The organism is Paenibacillus sp. FSL E2-0178, assembly GCF_038593005.1.
GTDB classification, from domain to species: Bacteria; Bacillota; Bacilli; order Paenibacillales; family Paenibacillaceae; genus Paenibacillus_AQ; species Paenibacillus_AQ phytohabitans.
Map to the genome: position 1 here is coordinate 4,095,390 of NZ_CP151953.1, position 26,487 is coordinate 4,121,876.

Genomic DNA, 26,487 nt, shown 5'->3' on the forward strand with positions numbered 1-26,487 from the left:
TTTCCCGAATTCGTAGATTAGAGTATTTTCCTGTCAATTATAACAATCACTATTAATATAAGTTCGCCCCACTGTTTTGTCAATCGTTCACAACAATTTCACATAATCATTTTGAAAAAGAAAAAAGCTTGTCCTTACTGATTTTAAAAGCGCTTTCAAAATAAGCCAAGAACTGTTAAACTACTTTTAAAGCGTATTTATATGTATTTGTGTCTATTAATTCATTTGACTAATTATATGGACCTGTATCCGGTAAACCGGGCATACAAAAAAAACCGATTCCAGCGGCAGCAGGCTGCCCGGGCACGGTTTATGAGAATCCTCATGGATGTTATAGCGCAAAATGTTGTCATCAAAAAGCAGAAGCAGAACAATTCTATCTGTTGTTTAAGAAACGGACGAATTCATTCTTACCAGTTCATGCTCCACAACCATGGTCAGCTCTTCTTCATAGCCTCCCGTGATCCGATACTTCCGGACGTACTCCTTCACAAATTTCTTGGGATCTTTGGGCCGGAAAATGCGTGTCATTTCCCGTAGACTTTCCTTGACTTCGTTATGACCTTTACTTGCCATGATCAGTTCCCTCCCAAAACATTGAAAATGAATGCTCCGTTGTAGAGAATGCATGATGAAAAGTCCGCCGTAACCTTGAAATGCAAGTTAAGAAACCATTACACATACGTGGCTTGCATTATCCGCCTTGACTATCCTTCCGGTATTCCGGAAATCCGCCTTGCCGGTGAAGCAGGTTCGTCGTGATTTGGGCTGAGAGTAAGGATGTCTCAGAGTAAAGACACCTTGACACTTTAGTTACCCGAAGAGCCACTTGCTGAATCACTCCTTTCGGGCTTTATCGTTATATTGTATCATATTCCAGTCCAAGTTCCACCTTTCCTTGTAAAATATGCGAATGGAAATTTTTTATACTTCTTTAGCTTCCACGCTAAGTAAGCTCCTCATTTTCCGCTACAACCGCTACTCCTGACCTGACCTCAGCAACGCGTCCGGCCCCCTGTGGCTAAAATATATAGTATGTCTGCCGCCAGCTTCGGGAACCTGATATTAGTCTACCCAATGCTGCAGAAAATATTGGACATATCCCCTGTGCAGCTCATACTTTAACGTGATTCTTCATAGGCTTGAAGGGAAGAAGGTTGATTATCCGTGCCTTTCTTCTCCAAACCAAGGAGAGTGAGCCCTTTGTCCCCTTTCAGATCTTCCACCGGATTGCCCGATAATATTGCCGCCGCCTTGTGTTACTTCTTCCCGTTCATTGGTGCCATTGTGTTCCTCGCGCTGGAGAAGCGCAGCCGGTTCGTCCTGTTCCACTCGCTGCAATCCCTGATTACCTTCGGGGTGCTGATGGTAGCCCATGTACTGAGCGGCTTCATCCCTTTTCTCGGTCCTGTCGTGGCCGCCCTTCTCTCCCTGCTGGGCTTCGCCGTATGGCTGCTGATGATCTACCACGCACTGGGCGGAAGATGGTATAAGCTGCCCTGGGCAGGAGCAATTGCCGAGAGTCAGCTGCGGCAGCTGTAACCGGTAAAAAAGATTCCCTTTTGCCTGTCCTCTCCGTACAATGGAATCAGGACTTACAGGAATCTTTACAGGCTGGGGGAACAACCATGTATTTATTGATCATAAATTCCCGCTCGGGCGGCGGAGCGGGGCTGCGGACTTGGCATACCGTTGAAGCCATGCTCAAGGCACGTGCCATTGCGCATGAAGCACTGTTCACGCAAAGCGCAGACAGCGCGGAGAATCAGGTGCTGCACGCCCTTGCACGCCGCGAGGACTGGCGCGCCGCCATCGTTATCGGCGGCGACGGCACGATCCACAGCGTGCTGGGCGCACTGCGGCGCAGAGGGGTGCCGCTCGGCGTAATCCCCGCCGGCTCCGGCAACGACACCGCGCGGGGCTTCGGCATCCCGCTCACTCCGGAGGCAGCGCTGGATAACGCGCTGCAGGACCGCTGCCTCGAAGCTGATCTGCTCTCGGGCGCGGACGGGCTCACCCTGACCGCCGTAGCCAGCGGCTTCGATGCCCAGGTAGCCGTCAATGTGAACAACAGCCGCTACAAACGGCTGTGCAATGCCATCGGTGCCGGCCGCCTGGCTTATATCATCGGCATTCTGCATACGCTGATCACCTTCAAGTCCTGCCGGGTCAGCGTGACCTGCGACGGCAGGGAGCAGACCTTCGACCGGGCGTGGCTGGTCTCGGTCTGCAACCTGCCCAGCTACGGCGGCGGGCTGCTGATCTGCCCGCAGGCGGAGTCAGGCGACGGCCTGCTCGACGTCTGCGTCGTCCACGGGATCAGCCGCGGGCAGTTGCTGCGGCTGTTCCCGACGGTGGTGAAGGGCAAGCATGTTGCGCTGCCCTACGTCACCATGCTGCGCGGACGCAGCGTAGCCGTCCACTTCGCGCAGCCGCGCCATGCCATCGGCGACGGCGAGGGCCTCGGCACCGCGCCGCTGGCCGTGCGCTGCGAGCCGGGGGCGCTGCGCGTGCTCTCGCCGCTGGCGGCGGCCGGCGCGCAGGGCGCGGCCGGGCCGTGCCACGCGAGCGGCTAGGCGGGGCGCGTGCAGCTGCGGCTAGGGAGCCGGGGCGTGGACGGCAGGAGGCACGGCCGGTTGAGCTAACGGCTGCGCCGGCAAAAGCGGCTGGCTGTGGTCTCAATGCTTGCAGCCGGTACCGTCCACAGTCGCAGCAGCCAACGCACCCTTTACCGCTTAAGGCTGCTTCCACCAACAACGTTTCGGCGATCTAGCCACTGTGTACCCCCTTGCGGACTGAGAGGACCTTATTCTCTCCGGCAAGGGGGTTTTTAGTTGACTTGCGGACTGAGATTCCGCTATGCCCCACAAATTGAGTGATCTGATGCCCCAAATGAACAAATAAGCGCACTGGAGTCCGCTTGGCAGCAAAAACACGCCAAATTTCCCAAATAAGCGCATTTCAGTCCGCGTAGTACATTGCACATACTTATCACCCGCCTGACCCCAGTTACTCACAAACCAACTCACTTATACCCTCCCGCTCTCGCACAACACCTGCATTACTCACACCAGCTTCTACAATGCACACTCCATTCTCTCCGTAACACCATCATCCCTTTCCCCCATCAACTCACTCTCCGTCCTGCCGTAATACCATCATCCTTTGCTCCCAACGCACTCTTCAGCCCGCCCGAACCCCAGTTACTCACAAACCAACTCACTCATACCCTCCCGCTCTCGCACAACACCTGCATTACTCACACCAGCTTCTACAATGCACACTCCATTCTCCCCGTAACACCATCATCCCTTTCCCCGATCAACTCACTCTTCGGCCCGCCGCAACTCCATCACCCCATGCTCCCATCAACTCACTCTTCTGCCCCTCAAGGCCCATGCTACTCACAAACTAGCTCGCTCATCCCTCCAGCTTCAGTCCAGCAGATTCGACTCAGTCCGCCCCCCATTACTCAGCAGGCCAAAACCAGCGCCGGGCCGAAGCTCGGGCGGCGTATGGCTGGCCGCACGCTGGATGCGTCAGCCGTGAGCGGCCCTGCTTTTACGCGGGGCTGCAGCCTGCACCCCACCCCCACCTGCAGCTTCAGCCGCGCTATCTGCGCTATCTGCGCTCCGCCTTCAAACACAAACAGGCAGGCCCACGGATAACCTCCGTGGGCCTGCCTGTTATTCACTTCTGCCGCAAAAGTCCACCCGGCAGTTCTCCTATTCCTCCACGAAGCCAACAACGCCGTCATCCAGCGAAGCGATCCGCACCAGCGACTCCACGCGGTAGCCGGCTTCTTTCAGCAGCCGGTTGCCGGGCTGGAAAGCTTTTTCGATCACAATCCCGATCCCGGCAACACTGCCGCCCGCCTGTTCAACGATCCGGGCCAGCCCGAAGGCCGCTTCACCATTCGCCAGGAAATCATCGACGATCAGCACGCGCTCACCGGGTGCGATGAACTTTCGGGAGACGGTAATTTCATTGGTTTCCTTCTTCGTGAAGGAGTAGACCTTCTCCACATAAATATCTTCCGTCAGCGTCAGCGACTTCTGCTTGCGGGCAAAAATCATCGGGACCTCAAGCTCCAGCGCCGTCATAATGCCGGGGGCAATCCCCGAGGATTCGATGGTCAGCACCTTGGTGATTCCTTCCCCGGCGAAACGGCGGGTAAACTCGCGCCCTACTTCACGCATCAGGAAAGGGTCCATCTGGTGATTCAGAAAAGAATCAACCTTGAGCACACCAGGGCCGAGAACAATACCTTCGTTAATGACCTTTTGTCTCAATAACTCCATCCGTGCTCCTCCTCTATCCTCAAATGGACCCTGCTTCGTCTGCTACAGACCCGTAGGTTTCTGGGGCAGCAGATTACCGACAATCGACTTCAGCTCGTTATCCTGCTTGCTGTTCTTCTTGCCGTTGTCAAAGCTCGTAATCCGAATCTCTGAATACTTCTCTCCAGGTCCCACAGGTTTGAACACTAACTTCTCCCTGTCCTCCAGCCGGACATTAAAATTCATGTCCTTAAACATGCCGATCAGATCCTGCTCTCCCGGGGTCTTCCCTTCGTCCAAAAACAGCAATCCGCGTAACGGCTTCACGCCTTCCGAATGCTGCACATCAAAATGAACAATACACTCCACGCTTGTCACCTCCCTAGCTTAGTACCCTCTGCATCCCAGGAGCTACTCCGCCTGTTCTTCCCCGGCTTCATCCTGGTCATGCAGTACATATTTGCTGTATATCCGGCCATAGCGTTCCCCGTACCGCTTCTGCAGCTCAGGCCCCATATCTTCTTCAAGCTCGAACAATACCATTTCCTGTGTAAAATGATTCAGCAGCAGCTCCACGAGCACCGGGTGCTCGGTAACCACCGCCTGCGCGGTTCCGTCCTCATAACGCATGCCGAGCATACACCAGGAACGGTCGATGACAAAAGAAAACTTCCGCCCTCCGCTGCGCTGTGGCTTACCGTCCAGCGGCGGCCATACCGGGTATGGTGCAGAGGCCGCGTTGCCGCCGTCAAAAGCCCACAGCAGCTTCACTCCGCGCAGCTCTGCCTGCTCCAGCTCGCTGCGCAGCAGCGAGGCTTCCTCCCGCCATACATCGACCACGATCTCCTGAGCCGCGAGATTCAGCTGGCGGCTCAGGGCTCCCGTTACGTTGCGGTCACCTTCCACGTTATAGAATGAAGGGCTGACCGGGCCTCCGCGCGGCATTTCACTTTCCATATACGCCAGCGACGCCTGTACCCGGCCGGATATCATCGTTGCCAGCTCTTCAGGGTCCAGCACGCTGTAGCGGGCCGGCTCCCCTTCCCCGCAGCGCACGTAGCCTTGTTGAGTCAGGCGCTGAAGCGCCGCGTATACATTCGATCTTGATACTCCTAGCTGCTTTGCCACTTCGTAGCCCGAAGCCTGGCCCTTGGTGGCCAGCTCAACCATAATTTTGGATTCCATCTCTGTGAAACCCAAATTGCGCAGATGCAGCAGCAACTGTTCCATCTATGTTGTCCCCCTAAGCTGTCTGTCTAACCCTGTCTAAATTTGCTCCGACCCGCAGCGCGGGCACCACATTGAGCCTTTCGGCAGATCGGCGCGGCAAATCTGGCATTTCACAATATCCCGTGTACCCGATTCGCTGACGGCAGTCTCTTCTGCAGGCTCACTGGCTTTCCAGTCGCGGATCCGGCGGTCCAGCTCCAGCTGGCGCTCACGTTCACGCTCCAGTTCATCGGCCTCGCGGCGGCCCCGTTCTGTATCCGGAAGAACCCGTTCATACTCTTCAGGCTCCGGTTCAATTTCAATTACCGGCAAGACGTCGGCGTACTGGACAGGCTGTTCAGGTCTCTTAGCGAGTTCCCGCTCCGCTTCTGTCAATTCTTCCTCACCGTAGTATTGATCTTCCTCATCTTCGTGCTCATGTACGGTATGTACCGTAACGGTTGGCGCCGGTTCCTTGCTCAGCACCGGTTCCTTGCGCAGTGGCAGCTCCTCAAGCTTGCGTCCGCAGTGCGGACAGAAGTTGGCATCCAGTGCTACGATCTGGCCGCAGGCGCAGAGCCGTTCATTTTTCAGTTCGGCAATTCTTGAGCGCACGCCCTCAATCTGCTCCTGAAGCTTGTTACAGCCGCGCGCCAGCTCGATCATCTGCCCCTCTGCCACCGACATATCTCTGGAACGATATCCTTCGTAGAAAAGCTTTCCCATTTTCAAAAATTCAAGTTGCATCTCATGTTCGATATCAGAAATTTGCCCGTTCAGCTTGCCTACTTCCACCGAGCTTTGCGCTTTTTCACTCACCCGGCTGGCACCGTCTTTAATGCGTTGCAGAAAATTCATTGTAGTTCCTCCTTCTCCAGAGTGAGAATAGGCTGATTCGCAGCCGCAAAATAACCCATACATCCTTATCGCTCCGTACAGCAGTGGAAACGTGACTCTATCATACCAAAAGTCCCTGACAGATTCATTATTTGTCGTCAGGTGTTAAATACTACATGACGAACATTATCGAATAATGGAGGGATAACATTGCCTGACGATAACCATAAACGATATTTCGTATCCGTGAATCATGGCCTGATCCAGGATGTGCGTAACGACTCGAACGAATTTGAGGTTCTGCTCTCGGATGAAGAGCTTACCGTGCTCCAGGATCTTCTGAAAGGTCTGGCCGGTGAGGACGACTATGCCTTCCGGCGTGCTTTTGTCCCCTATAAATCAGCCGATCATGATGATGCTGCGGAGCAGTTTGACGATGCCACCATTCATCTATTCCAGTATTTGCATGACCACGGCACAGACGAAACGCGCGGGCTCATTGATGAAATGAATGTTCTGCAGAGGCTTGGAAATACCGGCTACCAGGATGAAGGGTACGGCGGCGGTTCTCCGACTAACAAGTAGAAACGGCTCTGCCGCCCTAATCTGGAACGGAAAGCCCCGTCCCGACTGACAGATAGGCCTATTGTGAGCTAATACGCGGCTCCGGGAAGAATGTTTCTCTTCTGCTTCATCCGGCTTTGTTTTGCTTCCGGGGCTGTACTTCGGTTAAAATAGAATCACATAAACTGCAGCGCATTTTATGTGAACGCCGTAGTCATCCGTTCATGGTCTACAGTCACAAATAACGAATACCGGGAGAGTTTCAGTGGAAGAATACGATACACAGGTTACACTACACAAGTTGCAGGTCCATGTGAAGGATATGCAGAAGTGGCAGGTACACGAAGATTTTGCCAAGCAGGTTGAGAATTTCAAAGCTTTGCCGGCGCTTTACCGACATGCTCTGAATGAGCTTGAGAATAAAATTGATGTCATCCGCACAGAGTGGCAGGTGCGCGACGGCTTCAGTCCCATTGAGCATGTGAAGTCACGCATTAAGGAACCAAAGAGCATTGTACAGAAGATGGAACGCAAAGGCCATGATTTTACGCTGGAAAATATGGAGCAGCACATTCACGATATTGCAGGTATGCGGATCGTCTGTGCTTTTGTGAAGGATATTTACCGGCTGGTGGATCACCTGTGCGCGCGCGAGGATATCCGTGTGTTGGAAATTAAGGATTACATTGCCCATCCGAAGCCTAACGGCTATCAGAGTCTGCATCTTATCGTCGCCATCCCTCTTGTGCTGCTGGAAGGAACCCGCTGGGTCAAAGCCGAAATTCAACTCCGTACACTCGCTATGGATTTCTGGGCCAGCATGGAGCATATTCTCTACTATAAATTTGACAAACAGCTGCCGCCGCATGTGGCTGAGGAATTGAAGGAGGCTGCTCGTGCCGCTGATGAACTGGATCAGAAGATGCTCCGCCTGCGCCGGGAGATCCTCGAACTGTCAGAAGCGGAAGGCAGCAGTAATGATCCCTTAGTATAAGTATATTTGTATACAATAAAGGCAGTACTTTAACGGCTAGGATGTTAAAGTACTGCCTTTATTCGCGTTGTGCGCTTACAATTTATTCAAGCCAGCCGCACGTTTGGCGGCGGCCTCTGATACCCGGCGCATCAGCAGGGCAAGTCCTTCCCGGGCCTTGGGCGTCTGCGGCAGCAGGGCGCTCCAGTCCTCTTCCGGTTCAATGACATCAGGCATTGCCGGAAATGGCCGGGCAGAGATCTCATGAAACAGCGGCCCCGGCTGATGGAGTGAGCCCTCCGCAGCCGCTTCGGCCAGCCATTCTCCCGAGGACACCGCCGGACCTTTACGTTCCAGCCGGGCCAGCTCGGACGCAAGCGTTACAGGTGCAGGCATCCCTTCTTCGATAACCCGCTCATTCTCCTGCTCCGCCCAGAGAGCAAACACCCCGGAGAGCAGCTCCTCCTTGGACAGGCCGCGCAGGGCAAAAGCCAGCAGCGGCTCCTTCGCCAGCTGCTGCTTCACCCGAAGCCGCAGCTCCCCAGCGGGCAGCAAGCCTGTGCCCTGTTCATTGGCCGCCTGTTCCAGCTCGGCATCAGCAGGCAGCACCTCCAGGGCAGCAAGTCCGCCTTCCAGGCTGCCCTGGAGCAGCTCATACAATTCACCCGGATGCGCAGAGAGCTGTAGCAGCACCTCATTCTTCCGGGCGGCCGTCCATTCCGGAATATGCAAAGTGAACACCGCGCGCTGCGCTTGTTCCTCTGCAACTGCGCCGGATTTGCCGTTCCGTCTGCCTACACCTTCCGCAGCAGCGGTTCCCAGGCTCCCGGTGGCCTTGATCTTTCCCGGCAGCACCTCCAGCTTCAACTCCAGCAGTTCACTCATGAATGTTCCCCTCTTTCTGCAATACAGCTATCATTTACATCCAGTCCTGTCCTTGCAGCTCGATCAGCTCCTTCAGCTCATGGTTGGACATTTCGGTCAACCAATTCTCGCCGGAGCCGACTACCTGCTCGGACAGACTTTTTTTACGCTCAATCAGTTCATCGATCCGTTCCTCCAGCGTTCCCTGGCAGATCAGCTTATGCACCTGAACATTCTTGTGCTGCCCGATCCGGAATGCCCGGTCCGTAGCCTGGTTCTCCACTGCCGGGTTCCACCAGCGGTCATAATGCAGCACATGATTGGCTCTCGTCAGATTGAGGCCTACGCCCCCGGCTTTGAGGGACAGGACGAAGAATGCAGGACCTTCCCCCTCCTGAAAAGCATGCACCATCTCGTCGCGCTCACGCTTCGGAATACCGCCATGCAGGAAGAGCGGTGTCTGTCCGTACCTTCTGGCCAGCCGGCTGACGAGCAGCTCGCCCATCGCCACATACTGCGTGAAGATCAGTGCGGACTCTCCAAGCTCGGAGATGCTGTCCAGCACCTCGAACATCACATCCATTTTGCCGGATGGCTCACTGCGCAGGCTCCGGCCGTCATCCTTGCGGAACAGCTGCGGATGATCACAGATCTGCTTCAGCTTGGTCAGCGAGGACAGCACCAGCCCCCGCCGGGCCATGCCCGACCGCTCACCGATTACGCCGAGCATCTCATCCACAACGCCCTGATACAGGGCTGCCTGCGTTTCTGTTAGCGGACAATACGACTTGAGCTCAATCTTCTCGGGAAGATCCTTCGAAATATCGGGATCACTCTTCAGGCGCCGCAGCAGGAATGGCGATACGAGGCGGTGAAGCTCACGCAGCCGTTCCCCGCCTTCGCCGGATACATACCGCTGGCGGAAGGAATGATAGGTTCCGAGATACCCCGGATTCAAGAAATGAAAGATCGACCACAGCTCGCCGAGCCGGTTCTCTACCGGAGTACCGGTCATCGCAATCCGGTGCGGCGCGTTCAGCTTCATGACACTCTGCGCCTGTTTGGTGCGGTGGTTCTTAATATACTGCGCCTCATCCAGCACAACGGTTGACCAGCGCACCCCGGCCAGATCCTCACTGTCCCGGCCTGCCAGATGATACGTAGTCAGTACAATCTCATGGCTGGCGGCAAGCTCGGTGAATCCTTCTCCGCGTACCCGCCGGCCGCCATGATGGATATGCACACTAAGCGAAGGTGCAAACCGCTGCAGTTCCCGCTGCCAGTTCCCCAGCAGTGAGGTCGGGCAGAGAATAAGCACAGGCTCCTGCTTCTCGCCCGGCGGCGCATTCAGGGCACGGTCCAGCAGGCAGGTGATCACCTGCACGGTTTTGCCAAGCCCCATATCATCGGCCAGACAGACCCCGAAGCCAAGGCCGCTAAGCGCCGTAAGCCATTGATATCCCCGCTCCTGATAAGGCCGCAGGGTACCGTTCAGGTCTTCCGGCACCGGACGCATGGGCAGCCCGCGCAGCACATCGCCATGCATAAGAGAGGCCAGCAAACCGGAGGTCTCCATGCCCGTGACCGACATGCCCTTCCATAGCCGTTCTTCGCCATCCTCGGCTTCCAGGCGCATCCAGTCTGCTGCCGTCATCTCTCCGCTCTCGTTGCGCTTCATATATCTCAGGACCTGACGGACCTCCTTCGGGTCCACTTCGATCCATTCGCCCCGGAAACGTACAAAAGGTACTCCCGCTTCCACCAGAGCATTCAGTTCGTCCTCGCTGATCTCCGAATCACCCAGGGAGGCCTCGATGCGGAAGGAGATCAGCTCCTCCATGCCCAGCGCTGCTTGTACAGGGCCGTCCACTCCGCCTGGCGGCGGCTGCATCTTCATTCTCATCCCGATCCGCCGCCGTCCCTCGCGGCTCCAGCGTGAAGGCATCTGCACCGTAATTCCCCGTTCACGCAGCTGCTGTACACTCTCCTTCAGGAAGAAATACAGCCGCTCCGGAAGCAGCTCTACCCCGCGCGGCGCCGGTTCGGCCAGCGCTCGCTGAATGTCCGGCGAGATCTTGGCTGCCCGCCCCAGCGCAGCAAGCAGCTGCTGCTGAATGTTGCGGTAGCGCTTGCCCCACAGCGTGAATTCCCGTTCCCGGCTGCTCCAGACCGCTTCGGCCGGAATCCAGAATTCACCTTCCTCCCGGCTCTCCGCCCAGAACGTCAGCCGCCACAGCTCACTGTCGTCCGCAGGCGGCTCCAGCCGCAGGCCCAGGCTGAGCTGTCCGCTGCGTGCCTCCTCAGTCTCGAAATGCGGCACCTCGTTGCCTGCCGTCTCACTCACGGCAGCCAGAAGCTCGGTCACTTCAGCCGGAGTCCCCTGAACAGGGATATCCCGGCTGCCGGTCAGCAGACTGTTCCACCACAGTTCAGTAAGCGGCGAGTAGCCGCGGCGGTAGTTCGCTTTGAAGGGACTCAGCGCACTCTCGTTGGCCGCGACCACATTCTTGATCTCCGCTGTCATCACAGCCTGCAGGAACGAATAGAGCACGTACCCGCCTGCTTCCTCACGCGAGGACAGATCCCCCTCCTCGGCAACGTGAGTGCCGAGCGCAAGCACCGGCATGGAAGCCGCCATCTGCAGGAAGAATTCCTTATCGGCCTCTTCCCGGAAAGCCGGCGACCAGCATACCGCTGCCGCCTGCTCGCCTCCGCGGCGGCGTGAGCCCACCTTGCGCGGCGGCTGAGCGCCGGGGACAATCCCGCCCTTGCCCATCAGCTCCAGCGCAAACCGGGCAGCAGCCGACCAGTAGCGCAGTTCTCCGCCCGGCTCTATGCCCTGGGCGCGGCTTGCCTGCTCATCCCAGGCAAGGAGCAGCTCGAAAGCGTCCTTGGGCGACAGGGCCAGCCCTTCGAGGGTGCGCCCCGGCATTCCGCGCCGCGCCGTCTTCCCTTCCACGGCGGTGGCGGCGGGATACTTCACTTCCGCCAGCCGCAGCGCAGCACCCGCAAAAGGACGCCAGCCGCTCTGAAATTCCAGCCGTTTAATCACACGTGTCCACGCGTCCACCTTCGGCTCAGAAGTTTCACCCGAGAAGCAAAATAATACGTCCCCTAACCATATTGCATACAGATGCTTAATCATTGATGATCTCCATTCTTTTAAGCAAACAGAAAGAGCCAGTCCGTCCCAGCGGGAAGACTGTTTCCTTCTCTGCGAGAAATATATTATGAAGCTGTACTAGCAGCAGTAACTGTACAGCCATCCCATTGTGGTTATCACTGCAACTTTTTTCTTCATCCCTTCATCTTATACGAAAAAGTCTATATTTAAAAACTTTTCTGCACGTTTTCTGCAGAAAATCTGCAGATTTTTTTGCAAATCTGCCCCATTCGCAGTTCCGTCAGCATTCCGGAGGGGTCCTCAGACCCAATCGGGGCTGCTTGAAGCTTGAAGTCATTTGACTTGCCTCGCAATTGGACTAAGCCCTTGGTACCTCCTACGATAATCATTAACCCAATTGTCAGATATCCCACACCATGGGCACAGCAAAACCGGCAGCCGCAAGCGTCAGCCTAACGCCACTAGGAATATTGTGTAATTAGCATGTCTTTCGGGGACCTCAACTGCACTGTACAGGACTCGCAGGCAATTCAGGAAACTTAATGACATAGCGGGAACTCAATAGTACTTAGGGAACTCACTAGCACCTTGAGAACTCCATGGCACCTTGAGAACTCCATGGCACCTTGAGAACTCCATGGCACCTTGAGAACTCCATGGCACCTTGAGAACTCAATACCACCTTCCTCATTTCCCCTCATCCCATACGCCGCAATTAAACTCTGATAGCCGTATTTAAGTATTTAAAACTAATTTTAAACACGCAACCGCTCAATCGGCGGTGGTCAGATCAAATAAATCCAAAATGTTGTATGTATTACAACCTTGATCCCATAATACGAAGGCTTCCGAAAGGAATGTTGTATGAAATGCAAGAATTATCTCCCCACGCCGCTTGAATGAGAGAAAATGCTGCATTCCTTACAACAATTTCCGATTCCGGTAGATTTCATGATAGGAATGTTGTATTTTGTGCAGGATTGTGCAAACTCATTTTCAGTCCTTACAAAGGACATCAATAGAATATTAAGTGGAATAATGTAACTTAATTCGGCTATTTTAAGCCATTCTCATCAAATAATTGGATAAACGCTACTTAATTTCGTCCATTACTGCTGGCTTGGCCCATATGCAGAAATTTAAGTGCTCTTTTTCCAACTGTTGTTTATCAGAGGGCCCCTCATCTGCCAGCAGGTGGAGAAAATCCAACTACTCCGGTCCTTTACATCACCTGTGCCCGGCAAAACTGATTTTATCCAGGCAGCACAAAGAACCGTCCTCCCCTCTATGCGAGGCGAAGCCGGCTCTTTATAGACTAAAAGGGTTACTTGTCCGCCTGAATCCGCAGCTCCCCGCCGTCTGCAGCATCCGCTACCTGTACAATAATCGCACCCTTCTTGCCGTTATAAACCCAGCCCTCTTTGCCTTCATTCAGCTGTTCCAGGGTGATCTCCTCAAGGCCGTCCACCGCAGCCACGGTGAAGAACGGATAACAAAGCGCAAACCGCAGCATCTCCCGGCGCGGCTTATAATCATGTACGCCATATACCCATTGCAGCACCAAACCGCCTTCAGTCCCCGTAGCCTGCACAGCAAGCTCCGTATATTGCCCTTTTCGGTAACCGAAGCTGTGCCCGTCATCCTCATACAGCTTGAAGGCCGCCGAGAATCCTTTGGCAGCTTCCGCTCCGTACAGATGGAAGATGACCGTCTCTTCCGTGTCCTCCAGCGCATACTGCTTCAGCGGACCTTCGGCCGTGAAGCTGCCCGCCTTTACATACATCGGCATAATATGCAGCGGTGCAGCAGCAAGAATATGACGGCCGCCTTCGTGAATCTCCCCATCCCAATAGTCAATCCAGCAGCCTTCGGGCAGGTAGACCGAGCGGTGATCTGTATCCGGGCGGTAGACGGGAGCAATCAGCACATTCTCGCCAAGCAGGAACTGATCGCACAGATTGGTCACATGCGGGTCACGCGGATATTCAAGGATAAGCGGACGGATCACAGGCAGCCCGCACATTTCCGCCTCATGAAACAGATTGTACAAATGCGGCATCCAGCGGTACCTCAGGCCGATGAATTCACGCAGAATCCCCTCCACTTCTTCCCCGAAGGACCAGGGCTCCTGACGCAGCGTTCCGATGGAGGAATGATTGCGGCAGTATGGGAAAAACACGCCCATTTGCGTCCAGCGCACCAGCAGCTGTGCCGACGTATGATGGGCGAACCCGCCGATATCCGGCCCGGAGAACGCCAGTCCCGACAGTCCCATATTGAGCACCATCGGCATCGCCATCGCCATATGCTCCCAGAAGCTGCGGTTATCCCCGGTCCATACGGCTGCATACCGCTGAATGCCCGCATAACCGGCCCGGGTCAGCACAAAAGGCCGCTCGCCCCCCATATGCTCGGCAAGTCCCTCATACGTGGCTTTAGACATCATCATCCCGTACAGATTGTGGTATTCCTCATGGGTAACCGGACGGCCGTTGTTGAAATGCATCACATCGAGATCCATCGTCTTGGTCTCATTGAAGACCGCCGGCTCGTTCATATCATTCCAGATCCCCTGGATGCCCAGGTCCGTGTAATACTTGTGCAGGTCGCCCCACCACTCGGCGGTCCGGCTGTCGCTGAAATCGGGAAATGCGCTGATCCCCGGCCAGACCTCGCCGAAGAAGATATCGCCCTCCAGGCGGCGGCAGAAATGCTTTTCCAGCACACCTTGCTTGTACACCTCGTATTTGGGGTCTTTTTTGACACCTGGGTCCACAATGGGCACGATCCGCACACCCAGCTCCCCGAGCTCCGAGATCATTTTCTGCGGATCAGGGAAGTTGACGGGGTCAAAGGTGAATACGCGGTACTCGTCCATATAATGGATATCCAGATAAATAACGTCGCACGGAATATCCTTCTCACGGAAGGTACGGGCCAGCTGCAGCACCTCCTGCTGGTTCATATAACTGTAGCGCGACTGGTGGTAGCCGATCGCCCATTTGGGAGGAAGCGCAATCCGGCCGGTGAGCGAGGTGTATCTTTTGACCACATCCTTCATCTCAGGCCCGTTAATGAAATAAATGTCGTATTCTCCCGTAGAGCAGCCAATGGTAAAAGCAACGCCATGCGAGCGCATGTCGAAATCGCTCCGGCCCGTATTGTCCAGAAATAATCCGTAGGAGAGATCGCCGTGCATGTGAATGAGCAGCGGAATAGATTCGTAGAGTGCTTCAATCTCCGGCAAATGCGGGGCAAAAACATCGGTATTCCAGTTCGTATAACGCTCCCCGCGTTTATCGAGGAAGCTCGACTTCTCACCCAGTCCGTAAAAATGCGAATCCGGCTGCATATCATACTCCGCATGACTTGCGCCGCGCGGGTTCCAGCTGGTCAGATTCTGCTGCATAATCACCTTGCCCGAGGTATTCTCCACGCGGAGAAGAAACGATGATTTCTCGATAATCAGCCGGATGGCGCTCGTCGTGAAGATCAGCTGCTCCTCCGTCTCATCCACAGGAAACAGATGCGGGATACAGCTCTCATTCATCACCGCCTCCGATGTGGTCAGGTCAGGAACCTCACCATGGAAGACTTTCATCCGGAACATATCATCGCTCAAAAAGATAAAGACAACCCCGGCGCATTCCCCGCGGCAGATATAGACATTCTCCGACCGTTCCCAGGAAACCACGCTTCCCGGAGTGTTCCAGGTCTCCTTCATTACGAGTGGTCCCATCTTCTCGGGGCGTATCGCCTCGCTGCTCTCCATGCCTTTTGTCCCCCTTCGGCTATTGCCTGCTTGATCTTAATCGTTCCCGTATTAGCTCTTCTTCTCTACATATTACCCCGAGCTTACGGAATGCTATCCGTTAATTTCATGACTTGTTGGTCATTTTTTTGCCGGGGATAGTCTTAATTGCTGTTAAAGCGGGTATATTCTATGTAGGCCAAGGATAGGCACGTACTAATAACCTAACTTAGGGAGTGACAAGAACATGAGAAGAAGCAACCCTTATAAGTGGTGGAATCTGCTGCTGTACCTCGGCGTGCTTGCCGTCAATACGCTGTCGGTGACGCTGCCGCTTGGCGGGAACAGTACCGGAGAAATTTCAGACAGATATCATACTTACCTTACACCGGCCGGCTACGCATTCTCCATTTGGTCTCTGATCTACCTGCTGCTTGCCGGGTTCATTATTTATCAGTTCCGCAGTGATACCGGAGGCAGAGATTCCGTGCAGCGTATAGGCATATGGTTCATGCTCAGCTGTATATTTAATATGGGCTGGCTGTTCCTCTGGCATTATTTGTACATCGAGCTGTCGCTGGTTGTCATGGTGCTTATGCTGGTTTCACTGATCGTAATCTACCGCCGTACCCGCAGCATCCCGGACCCTACCTCCGGCGAGAAATGGCTGGTTAGACTGCCCTTTAGCATATATCTCGGCTGGATCTCTGTAGCTACCATCGTTAATGTCAGCATCGTGCTGGAGAAGAACAACTGGGACGGCTTCGGGCTAAGCGATTCACTCTGGGCTGTAATTATGCTCTGTGTTGGTGCAGTGCTGGCTGTTATTGTAAGCTTCCCTCACCGGGACAGCATTTATCCGCTCGTCTTCGTCTGGGCCTTCATTGCCATTGCTATCGAACAGAAGGATACAGATAATATTTTCTTCACCGGGCTGATTGCCGCAGGACTTCTGCTGCTCTACAGCATCTGGCTGCTGCTCACCCCGCCGCGTACCCGCAGCAGATATTAACGATATCGGTGAAAAGACATAAGGCTGCCCCGCTCCTGCAAAGGGACGGGACAGCCTTTATCATTACCGGCTTACCGGAGGATTTGCTTGTCAGCTCAAATCTGACGGCAGCTGGCGTTCCAGCCAGCTCTCCATATACTCTGCCACCTCTTCCCAGCCCGGCTCGGCAATGATCCAGTGGCTGCGGCCGGCAAACTCCTTGTATTCGGTCACCGCTCCCGAGTTCTGATTGTAGAAGCCGAAGTTTTTGCGCACCATCTTCGCAGGGATGATCCGGTCCACCTCTCCTGCAATCATGAGCAGCGGCCCGCGGTCGCCGTTGTTGTAATTGACCGCTGCCGGCGTCTTGGCAGAGAATGGTGCGGCGGCGGCCTGGAAGAAGATCCGTGAGGTCTCCGGCACCACATGCTCCCGGTATGCCTGCTCCTGTTCAGCTTTAGGCATATTATGAACGAAGCCGTATTTGAATTCCTTCGGGTTCATGAGGAAGGTTTTCTTCCAGGGGGTCAGGAAGATGCGGGCAATGGTCCGGGTAGTTGTCGGATAAGCCGCCGCGACGATCCCTTTGGTGCCTGCAGAATCAATGGCAATTCCGGCCAGGCCCAGATTCCGGTCCATCAGGAGCTGGGTCAGGGCTCCGCCGAAGGAATGACCGATAATAACCGGCTTCCGGGGCAGGGTGCGGATAATACGGGCATAGTGCTCAACCAGTTCACCGAGGCCGACTCCGCCCAATTGACCGGAAGGATCACTCTTCAGCTTAGCCGCCTTCGTTTCGTGATAAGGCCAGGCCGGTGCAAGCACCGGGAACCCCTGGCTGCTGAAATAGCCCATCAGTGTTTCAAAGCTCTTAGGGGTTACAAACGCACCGTGGATAAAAATAATGGTTGGTTTTGTCATTATAAACATCTCCTTTGTTTTTACCTACTAGTAGGTAGGTTATAGATAAAAAAATATAATCTCACTTTACTTTTCTTAATCTGATTTCCCCACCTATATGTTATGCCTTACGGCTTATATCTTTGTATGAAGCTCGCTCTGCTTTACCCGTCACTCTGCCGCTCCAAGTATATGACGGGTATCTTTAACTGAACTTACTTTGCCGGGTGAATCTGATGCAGCAATCCGCTCTTGATCATCCGGAATTGCCCTACATCATTAAATGTCCGTGCAGCAAGCATTCCGCCGTGAATACCTGCCAGTATTCCATGAGCCATTTCTTCATCCGATACATCAGCAGTTGTATATTGCAGCGGCACCTTGCTCTCCTTAAGCAGCCTCGTGAACCAGTCCGTCAGCTCCTCAAAATGCGCCTTGATCTCACTGCGCACCTCATCCGGAAGAATCGGAATCTCCGACGCCAGCAGTGCGCAGAGACAGATATCTGTTGCCTGCGCCTCCAGGCAGACCTCCCAATAGTTCAAATATTGTGTCAGCTTCTCCTGCGGATCACCTTCCATCCCGTCCAGCAAAGCCAGATTGGATTTAATCTGCTGCCGGTAACGGCCTACTACACTTTGCACCAGATTAGCCTTGGAAGGAAAGTGGTAGTGGATGCTTGCCTTCTGAATCCCGATCTCCCCGGCAATATCCGCATAGCTGAACGCACTGTACCCCCTCTCAAGAATAAAATGGTTGGCCACATCCATGATTTCATCGGCTCTGCTCATTTCCTTCACCTCTTGATTCGAGTATACCTACTAGTAGGTAGAATGTCAACAACTTCAATAATTTTTTCTATTCCACACCATTCCGCAGCAAAAATCCCACGCACCTGCAAAGAGGTACGTGGGATTCGGCCAAGCATTTCGGGTTCTATCTTCAGTAAAGCTTATTTCTTGCGTGCTACCGCTTCGATCTCAACAAGTGCATCCTTCGGCAGGCGCGCAACTTCGACTGCGCTGCGTGCCGGATAAGGCTCAGTAAAGAAAGTGGCGTATACTTCATTAACGGCTGCGAAATCATTCATATCCTTCAGATATACCGTTGTTTTGACTACATGGTCCATAGATGCGCCGGCCTCTTCAAGAATGGCCTTCACATTGCTAAGTGACTGGCGTGCCTGCTCCTGCACATTGTCCGCGAGTGCGGCCGTTTCCGGGTCCATACCAAGCTGGCCGGAGGTGTATACCCAGTTGCCGGCAATAATTGCCTGGCTGTACGGTCCGATGGCCCCCGGGGCTTTGCTTGTTGCTACCTGCTTTTTACTCATGACTCGCTCCTCCTGCTTGCTGTACGCGGCCTGTGGGCCGTTATGTACACATCATTTTATGTCTCATTGTAAGTCCTGTGGTCTGCTTATTGCAAACCCTCTGATGTTCTAGTGCTTGCCGATCACATGAATTACTTCATTGGTATAAATATGCACACCGCCTGTATCGGCAAGGGCAATATTCCTCATCGCCCGCGCCACCTTGGCAGCGGGGATGGCCCGGTACTTCGCAGCTTTGCCGACCATAGCGAAATCCAGCCCCTTCATGATCACGGAAGCCACACGTTCCCCCAGCCTGAATTCCTCCCGGTCGCCGAGCAGCTGGGATGGCCGGAACAGATGCAGACCGTGGAATCCGGCCGCAATCAGCCCGTCCTCTACCCGGCCCTTGGTACGGGTATAGAAGTTGCGTGATTTCGCGTTCGCACCTATCGAAGACACCGCCAGGAACTGCTTCACACCAGACGCTTTGGCAATAGCCGCAGCGGCCAGCGGATACTCGAGATCCACCTTCTCGAATTGCTCCTGTGAACCCGCCTTCTTAATCGTGGTTCCCAGACAGCAGAATACCGCATACACTCCTGCGAACTGCTCCTTATATTGTCCAAGCTGATCCCAGTCGATCTGGATCTGCCGAAGCTTCGCATGCTGCAGCTTCAGCGGCCGGCGGACGAGCACGCGGACCTCATCCCAGTCACCATTCAGTAAATCCTCTGTCAGGGCACTGCCCACCAGCCCCGTAGCTCCCAGTACTAACGCAATTCTTGTCACCCGGCTGCCTCCTTTATTAAGAACATTTCACTATTCATCCCGCAAAATACGCCGGCCCAGCAGCAGCGCCAAAGTGATCATCAGCGTCCCTACCACAAGCTGCATGCCGTACACCTGCGTCCATTCGGGCCAATTCTTAATCCATTCGTAGATGCGGCCGCCCAGCAGCGGACCGAAAAAGGCTGCCAGACCCGTAAGTGCCGCATACATAGCCATATACATCGGCCGTTCCTTCTTCGGCGTATCCCCGATAATGAAGTTGAAGGCCAGCTGGTTGAAGCCCCCCACGCCCATGCCAAATACAATATGCGCGGCAAACAGAACCGGCAGCATAGGCAATACGGACAGCAGGCCCCACATCAGCGAGGAGACTGCGATAATCGGCAGCGTCCAGAGCAGCAGCCGTTTGTTGCTGTACTTGGCGTTCAGATTCCCCCATACATAGAAGCTGCCCATCATGAAGATTGTCTGCGATACATTCAGCAGCGACAGCTTCTCATAATTGATATGAAGCAGCTGCAGCATCACATAGGAATACAGCGGCACGGTCAAATTCTGCAGCAGCAGCCATGCGGCCAGGAACAGCGTGGACTTCATAAACAGCTTATCGTGAAGCGGCTTCTTAAACATTGGCAGAAATTCTGTCTCTTCTGATTTCTCGAACGGAACATCAGGGTAGAAGAAGAACACAATAACATTGGAAAGCGAGAAAATCCACACGATAATATACAGGATAAGGAACCCGTGTCCGCCCGGATAACGGTCCAGAATAATGCCGCCTCCGTACATCACCAGGCTTCCAAGCGCATTCAGCAATGTATTACGGATGCCGAAATACCGGCCTCTGACCCGCGCTGGAACCAGGTCACTAATAACGGAGCTCCAGAGCACGCCGCCTGCCGTATTGGCAATGAAAGCGATTGTATACATAACTATGAAAGCGGTAACCCAATACTCTTGCGGAAAAATGAACGGCACAAGACCGGTAGATCCCCAGAGCAGTCTGTGCAAGCCGATAAAAGTAACCATAGCCCATTTACGGCTCGGCAGCTTCTGGATCAGGAAAGCTACACCAATCTGTGCCACATTCACCAGGGTCGTAAGCGCCAGAACGAATCCGATCTGGCTGGAGCTCGCCCCTAAATATAACAGAAAGCCTGTCAGGAACTGCCCTTGCAGCAGCACCTGAAATATTGTGGCTGGTATCCCCTCAAAGGTAGCGATCTGCAGATTCTTACGATGTATCGAGGCCTTGCGGACTTCCTTGGAGCGGTTCCGCAGCGGCCGGTTTCTCATGATGTTCATGGGGTGATAACACTCCTTTGATGCGGCTTTTGCTTCATTCTACTCCGCATCAATCTCCTGTCAATACACCGATATCACAAATAAAGTTGGAGCCCGGAATCTGCCCATTCTCTGGGGTTAAAGCGGCAAATACAGGGAGAATAAGCTTCCCTGTCCCTCGCGGCTGTGCAAAGTAATGAACCCGCCAAGCAGTCTGGCCAGATCATTGCTGATTGACAAGCCCAGCCCTGTTCCGCCGTACTTGCGGCCGATGTTTGTATCCGCCTGCTCAAATGCCTCGAAGATCAGATCATGCTTCTCCGGCGGAATGCCTATCCCGGTATCCTGCACCTCAAAGGCGGCCCATTTCCGCGAGGAGAGCCCCTCTTGCCGTTCCACTACGCGGACATTCACCGATACACCGCCTGTCATAGTGAATTTGAAGGCATTTGAGAGCAGATTGCGGAGAATTTGCTGCACCCGCTGGGGATCCGTATGGATAACCCCCGGCATGTCTGCATCCAGTGAAATATCGAAGGCCAGCTGTTTCTGTTTGGCTACCACACTGAACTGCTGAAGGAGCAGATCAGGGATCTCACTGACATTGAAGTCTTCATTAATAATATCCAGCTTCCCGGCTTCTACCTTGGACAAGTCCAGAATATCATTAATAAGCGAGAGAAGATCCTCACCCGAGCGGTGAATGATCCCGCCGTATTCTGCCAGCTCTTCCACGCTCAGTTCATCTTCGCTTTCTTCAATTAGCTGGGACAGGTTAATGATACTGTTAAGCGGTGTTCTCAGCTCATGGGACATATTGGCCAGGAACTCCGACTTGAACTGCGAGGCAAGCATCAGCTGTTTAGCCCTCTCCTCCAGCACGATTTTATTCTTATGAAGCTCCTCCGTCTGCTCTGACAAAAGCTCATTGGCTCTAACAATCTGTCCGGTGCGCATCAGATCCAGCTGGAAGTCGCGGATAATCATCGCAAACAGCACACTGAGAGCAACGCCTGCCGGGAACGTGACCGGCAGAATATCCGTTATGTATTCTTGCGCCGGAATGACTCCAAACACCGTAATATTCAACGCATTCACTACATTTACCACCAGGACAGCAATCAGTCCCTTTTGGATCACAGAGGCAGAAGAACGCTGCATCCAGAGGCTCAGGCCAGCGCAGACGAAGCCCAGGATAGATAAATTCAGCACGCCTACCACAGCTGCTTCGGTAACCCCGAAGGTCAACCGCGTAAGCCCGGTGCCGACCCCAATAATGATCAGGACCAGAGGCTGGGGATAAGCCAGCGTAGAAATAATAAGCGGCACAAACCGCAGGTCAAAAATCACATGCTCGTCCAGCCTGTATCCGAAAATTGTACTTACCCACCCGGCGAAGATCGCGAGCAGGACCCAGCTTACTTTTTTCACAGGTTCAGAAGCGTAGGTCACCGTATGTTTGTATATTAAGTTTGCCAGATAAGACAAGGTAATCAGCAAAGCGGTATTCACAAAAAATATTTTTACATATTCCATAGCCTCACTCCTGCAGCCAAAAATGATATAACAACGATTATTATTTATACTATCATAGAGGAATGAAATCATGAAGCCACAGTGTTATGGCATATGTATAAGAGGTGGTCTTTTTAAACGCAGTCTCCCTTGTGCCTGTCCGCAGAAGAAGAGCGCAAATCAGATACGATTTGCGCTCTTCTTCTGCGGCGTGAACCAGGGCATCATTGCCTTCCAGCGCCTTTTAGGTACGGAAGCTCCGCCATTGCCGCCAAGCTGTATAACAGGTGCCTCATTCAGATCAACTTCGGCCGGTGTCCACGTCTCTGCTTCCGGCAGTATATAGTACCGGGGGTGGTAGGTGCTGATGGTATCTCCTTGCTGTGTCAGCACCCGGTTAGCATGTATCTCAATAATCCGGCCTGTAATGACGGGGGAATTATTCATAGACATCCGCCTCTCCCTGCATTTGTGATGATCTGATCTGAGGCCTGGCCATATTCTTCGTTTAGCTGCGGATCGACTGCTCCCAGTTACGGTATTCCGCCTCTGCATCATCCTTGGAATGGCCGTAACGCTCCTGCAGCTTACCTACCAGTTTATCTTTTTCGCCGTCTATTACATCGAGGTCATCATCCGTCAGTTGGCCCCATTGCTTCTTGGCTTCACCTTTGATCTGCAACCATTTACCTTTTAGCACATTGTTGTCCATTACAAGCTCATCTCCTTAGCTGTGGGTTATTGTTTGGCACAAGCTAATAATTCTCAGTGAATTATTACCCGTTGGCCCTTTGTGTGAATCCAAACCCCCGGGACAGGCCCCCATAATGGAACTGCAGCGCAAACCGCAAATAAAGTCATAGTTTGTCACATAATAGTCTTTTAAAAAGCTGTTCATATATTTTAAAATTTGATATACTTCAGAAGTAAATTTATTTATCATTTAAGTGATTATTTTCACATGAGTATTTCCCAGCTTGTGCTAGAATGCCATCGAACAAGAAACGAGATAATTAAATTTTTTCTTATTACCTGCCGATATATGTCGTATGCCTGCTACAAAAAGGGACCTTAGACCGATTTCAAAGTGACAAATGTCATTTATAAAGTGATTTTTATCACTTCCAATTACTATTAAAATGTTTTACATTTTAATATATATATTTTAAACTATTTTCTTGGAGGTCATATCAAAATGAAAAAAGCTTCTGTAATCTTGTCGAGCGCCCTGGTACTTGGCACTTTACTCGCGGGTTGTGGTAACAACAACAATGCGGGCAACGCTGCTGCAACTAATGCACCTGCTGCTGCGACCACTGCTCCTGCTGCTGACGCAACAACTGCTCCTGCAGCTAACGCTGGAACAGAAACAGGCAAATACCAAGACGGCACCTACTACGGAACAGTTGATGTTGATGCAGAAACTGGCTGGCAGACTTTCGTTCTGCTTACTGTAGAAGGCGGCAAAATCACCAAAGCTGACTGGAATGCTTTCAATACCAAAACAGCCGGCGATCTGAAGAAAAAAGTATCTGAAGACGGCAACTACGGTTTGGTTAAAATTGGCGGCGCTCAATCCGAATGGCATGAGCAAGCAGCTAAAGCTGAAGCTTTCCTGATTGAAAAACAAGATCCGGCTGCACTCGCTTTCGATGCTGAAGGACATACTGACGCTGTATCCGGCGTATCCGTACATGTTAGTGACTTCGTAGGCGCTGCTCAAGCTGCTCTTGCTGCTGGTCCAGTACAAGTAGGTCCTTACAAAGACGGCGGTTACAAAGCTGAAGGCGAAATGGATGCTGAATCCGGCTGGAAATCCACTGTAGCTGTATCCGTTGCCGGCGGTAACGTTGTAGCTGTTAATTTCAGCGGCGTGAATGCTGCAGGCGATGATAAGAAACAATATTCTGTAGACGGTAAGTATGGAATGAAAGCTGGCGGCGCTTCTGCTGAATGGCACGAAGAAATCGCTCTTGCTGAGAAATACTTCCTTGAAAATAAAGGCGCAGCTCCTACCCTGGATGCTGAAGGCAAAACAGATGCAATTTCCGGCGTATCTATCCACGTTGGCGAATATTTCACACTGGCACAAAAAGCACTTGAAGGCGCGAAATAATTATTCGCTATCCTTTTGCAGCTAATCAGACGAATGAGGTGAGTTTCTCTTGAAGAAAATAGTCATTTTGGGCGGCGGCTACGGCGGCGTACTCACGGCTAAGAAACTGGCAAAGAAATTTAAGAACGACAAAGATGTAGAAATCAAACTGATCGACCGAAATCCATACCACACTCTCTTGACTGAGCTGCATGAGGTTTCTGCGAATCGCGCACCTGAGGATTCGATCAAAATTGACTTGAAGAAAATCTTTGCCGGCCTGAAAGTGGATGTTGTGCTCGACGAAATCAGCAACATTGATTTCAAGAACAAGAAGCTGAAGTCCGACAAAGCTACCTATGCTTATGATTACCTGGTAATCGGCACAGGAAGCAAACCAACCTTCTTCGGAATTCCCGGAGCTGAAGAGAATACCTTCTCCTTCTGGTCTTATGACGATGCAGTTGCCCTGAAGCGTCAAATCCGCGACATGTACACCAAAGCTGCGAAGGAAAAGAATGCGGCAGTACGCCGTTCCATGCTGACCTTCGTAATCATCGGTGCCGGCTTCACTGGCGTCGAGCTGGTTGGTGAAATGGCTGAGCAACGTGAAGAACTGTGTAAGGAATTCTTCATTGATCCTTCTGAAGTAAGATTGATTGTAGCTGATATGGCTCCGAAGATTCTGCCTATCCTTCCAGAGAAGCTGATTCAGAAAGCCGAAGCCCGTCTGCGTAAGATGAATGTAGAAATCGTTACCGGCGCCAAAATCACCGAAGTTGGCACAGGTTCTGTAGCCCTCGGCGAGAAAAACATCGTGGATGCTCAGACTATCGTCTGGACTGCCGGTGTTGAAGGCTCCGAAATCGTTGGCAGTCTTGATGTTCAGCAGCAAGGCCGCAAACGTATTGTTACGAATGAACACCTTGAAAGTGTTGACCATAAGAACGTATACGTTGTAGGGGATAACATCTTCTTCATCCCTGAAGGCGAAGAACGTCCAGTTCCACAAATGGTTGAGAATGCTGAACAAGCTGCACCTGTTATCGCGGGCAATATTACTGCCGATATCAAGGGCACGCCTAAAAAAGCTTACAAACCAGGATTCCATGGCACCATGGTTTCGATCGGCAGCCGCTACGGTGTAGCGAACGTTGGTCTTCCGGGCAAATTCTTCATGCTGACCGGCTTCATGGCTATGCTGTCCAAACATTTCATCAATATGTTCTACCTGTCCCAGGTTGTAGGCTTCAACAAAGTATGGACTTACATGATGCACGAGTTCTTCCATGTTGAGAACCGCAAGAGCTTTGTCGGCGGATACTTCTCCAAGCGCTCGCCGAACTTCTGGCTCGTTCCGCTCCGTATGCTTTTGGGTGGCATGTGGCTATATGAAGGTATAGAGAAGATCAGAAAAATCTGGGTTGATCCTAATAAGATTTTCCTGATTCCTGCAGCTCCTTATGCAGATGCTACTTCTGCAGCCAGCGTGGCTGTGGATGCCGTTAAAGACACCGTAGATGCCCAGTCTGCAGCTTCCGCAGTATCCACTGCTAAAGAAGCAGTATCGGCTTTGCCGGTTCCAGGCTTCATCTACGATATTTCTAACTGGTTCATGGATCTTATGTTCTACAACCCGGATGGTTCTTACACCTTCCTGGCTAAATGGTTCCAAATCGGCATGGTTTGTGCCGAAATCGTCTTCGGTGTTATGCTTATCGTTGGTTTGTTCACAGCTATTTCTTCCCTGGCTACTATAGGTATGGCGGTCATGATCTGGACCACCAAGATGGCAGCTACAGAAATGCTCTGGTACGTTGGGGCGGCTATTGCCTGCATCGGCGGATCCGGCAGCGTGTTCGGTCTGGATTACTATGTTCTTCCTTGGCTCAAGAAGCAGTGGAAGAGGATTCCACTCGTCCGGCGCTGGTATCTGTTTACCGACTGATCATACGGGTAACTTCTTAGTAAGTGTATAACTCAAATACAGTAGCGG

23 protein-coding genes are annotated in these 26,487 nt (G+C 52.9%); 7 read left to right on the forward strand and 16 right to left on the reverse strand.

The features are described from left to right. Positions 1-387: 387 nt before the first annotated feature. A complete protein-coding gene (locus MHI42_RS17790) occupies positions 388-576 on the reverse strand; it encodes a hypothetical protein (RefSeq protein ID WP_019913840.1) in 189 nt (62 codons plus the stop codon). Between the two features lie 627 nt (positions 577-1,203). Here MHI42_RS17790 and MHI42_RS17795 point away from each other — a divergent pair. Next, a complete protein-coding gene (locus MHI42_RS17795; RefSeq protein ID WP_076246096.1) occupies positions 1,204-1,542 on the forward strand; it encodes a hypothetical protein in 339 nt (112 codons plus the stop codon). Positions 1,543-1,628: 86 nt separating this feature from the next. After that, positions 1,629-2,576, forward strand: a complete 948-nt coding sequence (locus tag MHI42_RS17800) for a diacylglycerol kinase family protein (RefSeq protein WP_076246092.1) — start codon at positions 1,629-1,631, stop codon at positions 2,574-2,576. A 1,149-nt stretch (positions 2,577-3,725) separates the two neighbouring features. On the opposite strand, the gene MHI42_RS17805 is transcribed toward MHI42_RS17800, so the two are convergent. From MHI42_RS17805 to MHI42_RS17820, 4 genes are read right to left on the reverse strand one after another with little or no spacing between them, the layout of a single operon-like run. Beyond that, complete coding sequence (locus tag MHI42_RS17805) at positions 3,726-4,301, reverse strand: xanthine phosphoribosyltransferase (RefSeq protein WP_042133215.1); 576 nt, start codon at positions 4,299-4,301, stop codon at positions 3,726-3,728. A 42-nt stretch (positions 4,302-4,343) separates the two neighbouring features. Next, positions 4,344-4,649 (reverse strand): hypothetical protein, encoded by a 306-nt coding sequence (locus MHI42_RS17810; protein ID WP_171720228.1) that lies wholly within the window; start codon positions 4,647-4,649, stop codon positions 4,344-4,346. 42 nt (positions 4,650-4,691) lie between these two features. After that, the gene (locus MHI42_RS17815) at positions 4,692-5,510 is read right to left on the reverse strand and encodes a helix-turn-helix domain-containing protein (RefSeq protein WP_342424629.1); all 819 of its coding nucleotides are present in this window, start codon (positions 5,508-5,510) and stop codon (positions 4,692-4,694) included. Positions 5,511-5,546: 36 nt separating this feature from the next. After that, on the reverse strand, positions 5,547-6,347 hold the full coding sequence (locus tag MHI42_RS17820; protein ID WP_342424630.1) for a zinc ribbon domain-containing protein: 801 nt from the start codon (positions 6,345-6,347) through the stop codon (positions 5,547-5,549). A 189-nt stretch (positions 6,348-6,536) separates the two neighbouring features. On the opposite strand from MHI42_RS17820, the gene MHI42_RS17825 reads away from it, so the two are divergent. Together MHI42_RS17825 and MHI42_RS17830 are read left to right on the forward strand one after the other, a co-directional pair. Then, positions 6,537-6,911, forward strand: a complete 375-nt coding sequence (locus MHI42_RS17825; RefSeq protein WP_171720230.1) for a hypothetical protein — start codon at positions 6,537-6,539, stop codon at positions 6,909-6,911. 301 nt (positions 6,912-7,212) lie between these two features. Then, positions 7,213-7,884, forward strand: a complete 672-nt coding sequence (locus MHI42_RS17830; RefSeq protein WP_171720409.1) for a GTP pyrophosphokinase family protein — start codon at positions 7,213-7,215, stop codon at positions 7,882-7,884. Positions 7,885-7,959: 75 nt separating this feature from the next. Here MHI42_RS17830 and MHI42_RS17835 read toward each other — a convergent pair whose 3' ends face one another. From MHI42_RS17835 to MHI42_RS17845, 3 genes are all read right to left on the reverse strand, one after another. Beyond that, the gene (locus tag MHI42_RS17835; RefSeq protein WP_171720231.1) at positions 7,960-8,748 is read right to left on the reverse strand and encodes a hypothetical protein; all 789 of its coding nucleotides are present in this window, start codon (positions 8,746-8,748) and stop codon (positions 7,960-7,962) included. A 34-nt stretch (positions 8,749-8,782) separates the two neighbouring features. Further along, on the reverse strand, positions 8,783-11,872 hold the full coding sequence (locus MHI42_RS17840; protein WP_342424631.1) for a DEAD/DEAH box helicase: 3,090 nt from the start codon (positions 11,870-11,872) through the stop codon (positions 8,783-8,785). A gap of 1,303 nt (positions 11,873-13,175) precedes the next feature. Beyond that, on the reverse strand, positions 13,176-15,623 hold the full coding sequence (locus MHI42_RS17845; RefSeq protein WP_342424632.1) for a TIM-barrel domain-containing protein: 2,448 nt from the start codon (positions 15,621-15,623) through the stop codon (positions 13,176-13,178). 226 nt (positions 15,624-15,849) lie between these two features. Between MHI42_RS17845 and MHI42_RS17850 the strand changes: the two genes are divergently transcribed. Further along, positions 15,850-16,614 (forward strand): tryptophan-rich sensory protein, encoded by a 765-nt coding sequence (locus tag MHI42_RS17850; protein WP_342424633.1) that lies wholly within the window; start codon positions 15,850-15,852, stop codon positions 16,612-16,614. A gap of 90 nt (positions 16,615-16,704) precedes the next feature. Here the strand turns inward: MHI42_RS17850 and MHI42_RS17855 are convergent, their stop codons facing one another. The 8 genes from MHI42_RS17855 to MHI42_RS17890 all read right to left on the reverse strand — a co-directional run bounded on the left by MHI42_RS17855 (position 16,705) and on the right by MHI42_RS17890 (position 23,108). Then, the gene (locus MHI42_RS17855; protein ID WP_171720235.1) at positions 16,705-17,514 is read right to left on the reverse strand and encodes an alpha/beta fold hydrolase; all 810 of its coding nucleotides are present in this window, start codon (positions 17,512-17,514) and stop codon (positions 16,705-16,707) included. A gap of 194 nt (positions 17,515-17,708) precedes the next feature. Beyond that, the gene (locus tag MHI42_RS17860; RefSeq protein WP_342424634.1) at positions 17,709-18,284 is read right to left on the reverse strand and encodes a TetR/AcrR family transcriptional regulator; all 576 of its coding nucleotides are present in this window, start codon (positions 18,282-18,284) and stop codon (positions 17,709-17,711) included. 161 nt (positions 18,285-18,445) lie between these two features. Next, complete coding sequence (locus MHI42_RS17865) at positions 18,446-18,826, reverse strand: RidA family protein (RefSeq protein ID WP_171720237.1); 381 nt, start codon at positions 18,824-18,826, stop codon at positions 18,446-18,448. 108 nt (positions 18,827-18,934) lie between these two features. Continuing rightward, positions 18,935-19,597 carry an NAD(P)H-binding protein gene (locus MHI42_RS17870; protein ID WP_171720238.1) on the reverse strand — a complete coding sequence of 221 codons (663 nt, stop codon included), beginning with the start codon at positions 19,595-19,597 and terminating at the stop codon, positions 18,935-18,937. 30 nt (positions 19,598-19,627) lie between these two features. After that, entirely contained in the window at positions 19,628-20,893 is a 1,266-nt protein-coding gene (locus tag MHI42_RS17875) for an MFS transporter (RefSeq protein WP_231575388.1), read from the reverse strand. A 126-nt stretch (positions 20,894-21,019) separates the two neighbouring features. After that, complete coding sequence (locus MHI42_RS17880) at positions 21,020-22,417, reverse strand: ATP-binding protein (RefSeq protein WP_342424635.1); 1,398 nt, start codon at positions 22,415-22,417, stop codon at positions 21,020-21,022. A 159-nt stretch (positions 22,418-22,576) separates the two neighbouring features. Then, complete coding sequence (locus MHI42_RS17885) at positions 22,577-22,843, reverse strand: hypothetical protein (RefSeq protein WP_342424636.1); 267 nt, start codon at positions 22,841-22,843, stop codon at positions 22,577-22,579. 61 nt (positions 22,844-22,904) lie between these two features. Beyond that, complete coding sequence (locus MHI42_RS17890; protein WP_042133189.1) at positions 22,905-23,108, reverse strand: CsbD family protein; 204 nt, start codon at positions 23,106-23,108, stop codon at positions 22,905-22,907. Positions 23,109-23,591: 483 nt separating this feature from the next. On the opposite strand from MHI42_RS17890, the gene MHI42_RS17895 reads away from it, so the two are divergent. Together MHI42_RS17895 and MHI42_RS17900 are read left to right on the forward strand one after the other, a co-directional pair. Beyond that, a complete protein-coding gene (locus tag MHI42_RS17895) occupies positions 23,592-24,512 on the forward strand; it encodes an FMN-binding protein (protein WP_342424637.1) in 921 nt (306 codons plus the stop codon). A 49-nt stretch (positions 24,513-24,561) separates the two neighbouring features. Next, a complete protein-coding gene (locus tag MHI42_RS17900; protein WP_171720242.1) occupies positions 24,562-26,439 on the forward strand; it encodes an FAD-dependent oxidoreductase in 1,878 nt (625 codons plus the stop codon). Positions 26,440-26,487: the final 48 nt, after the last annotated feature.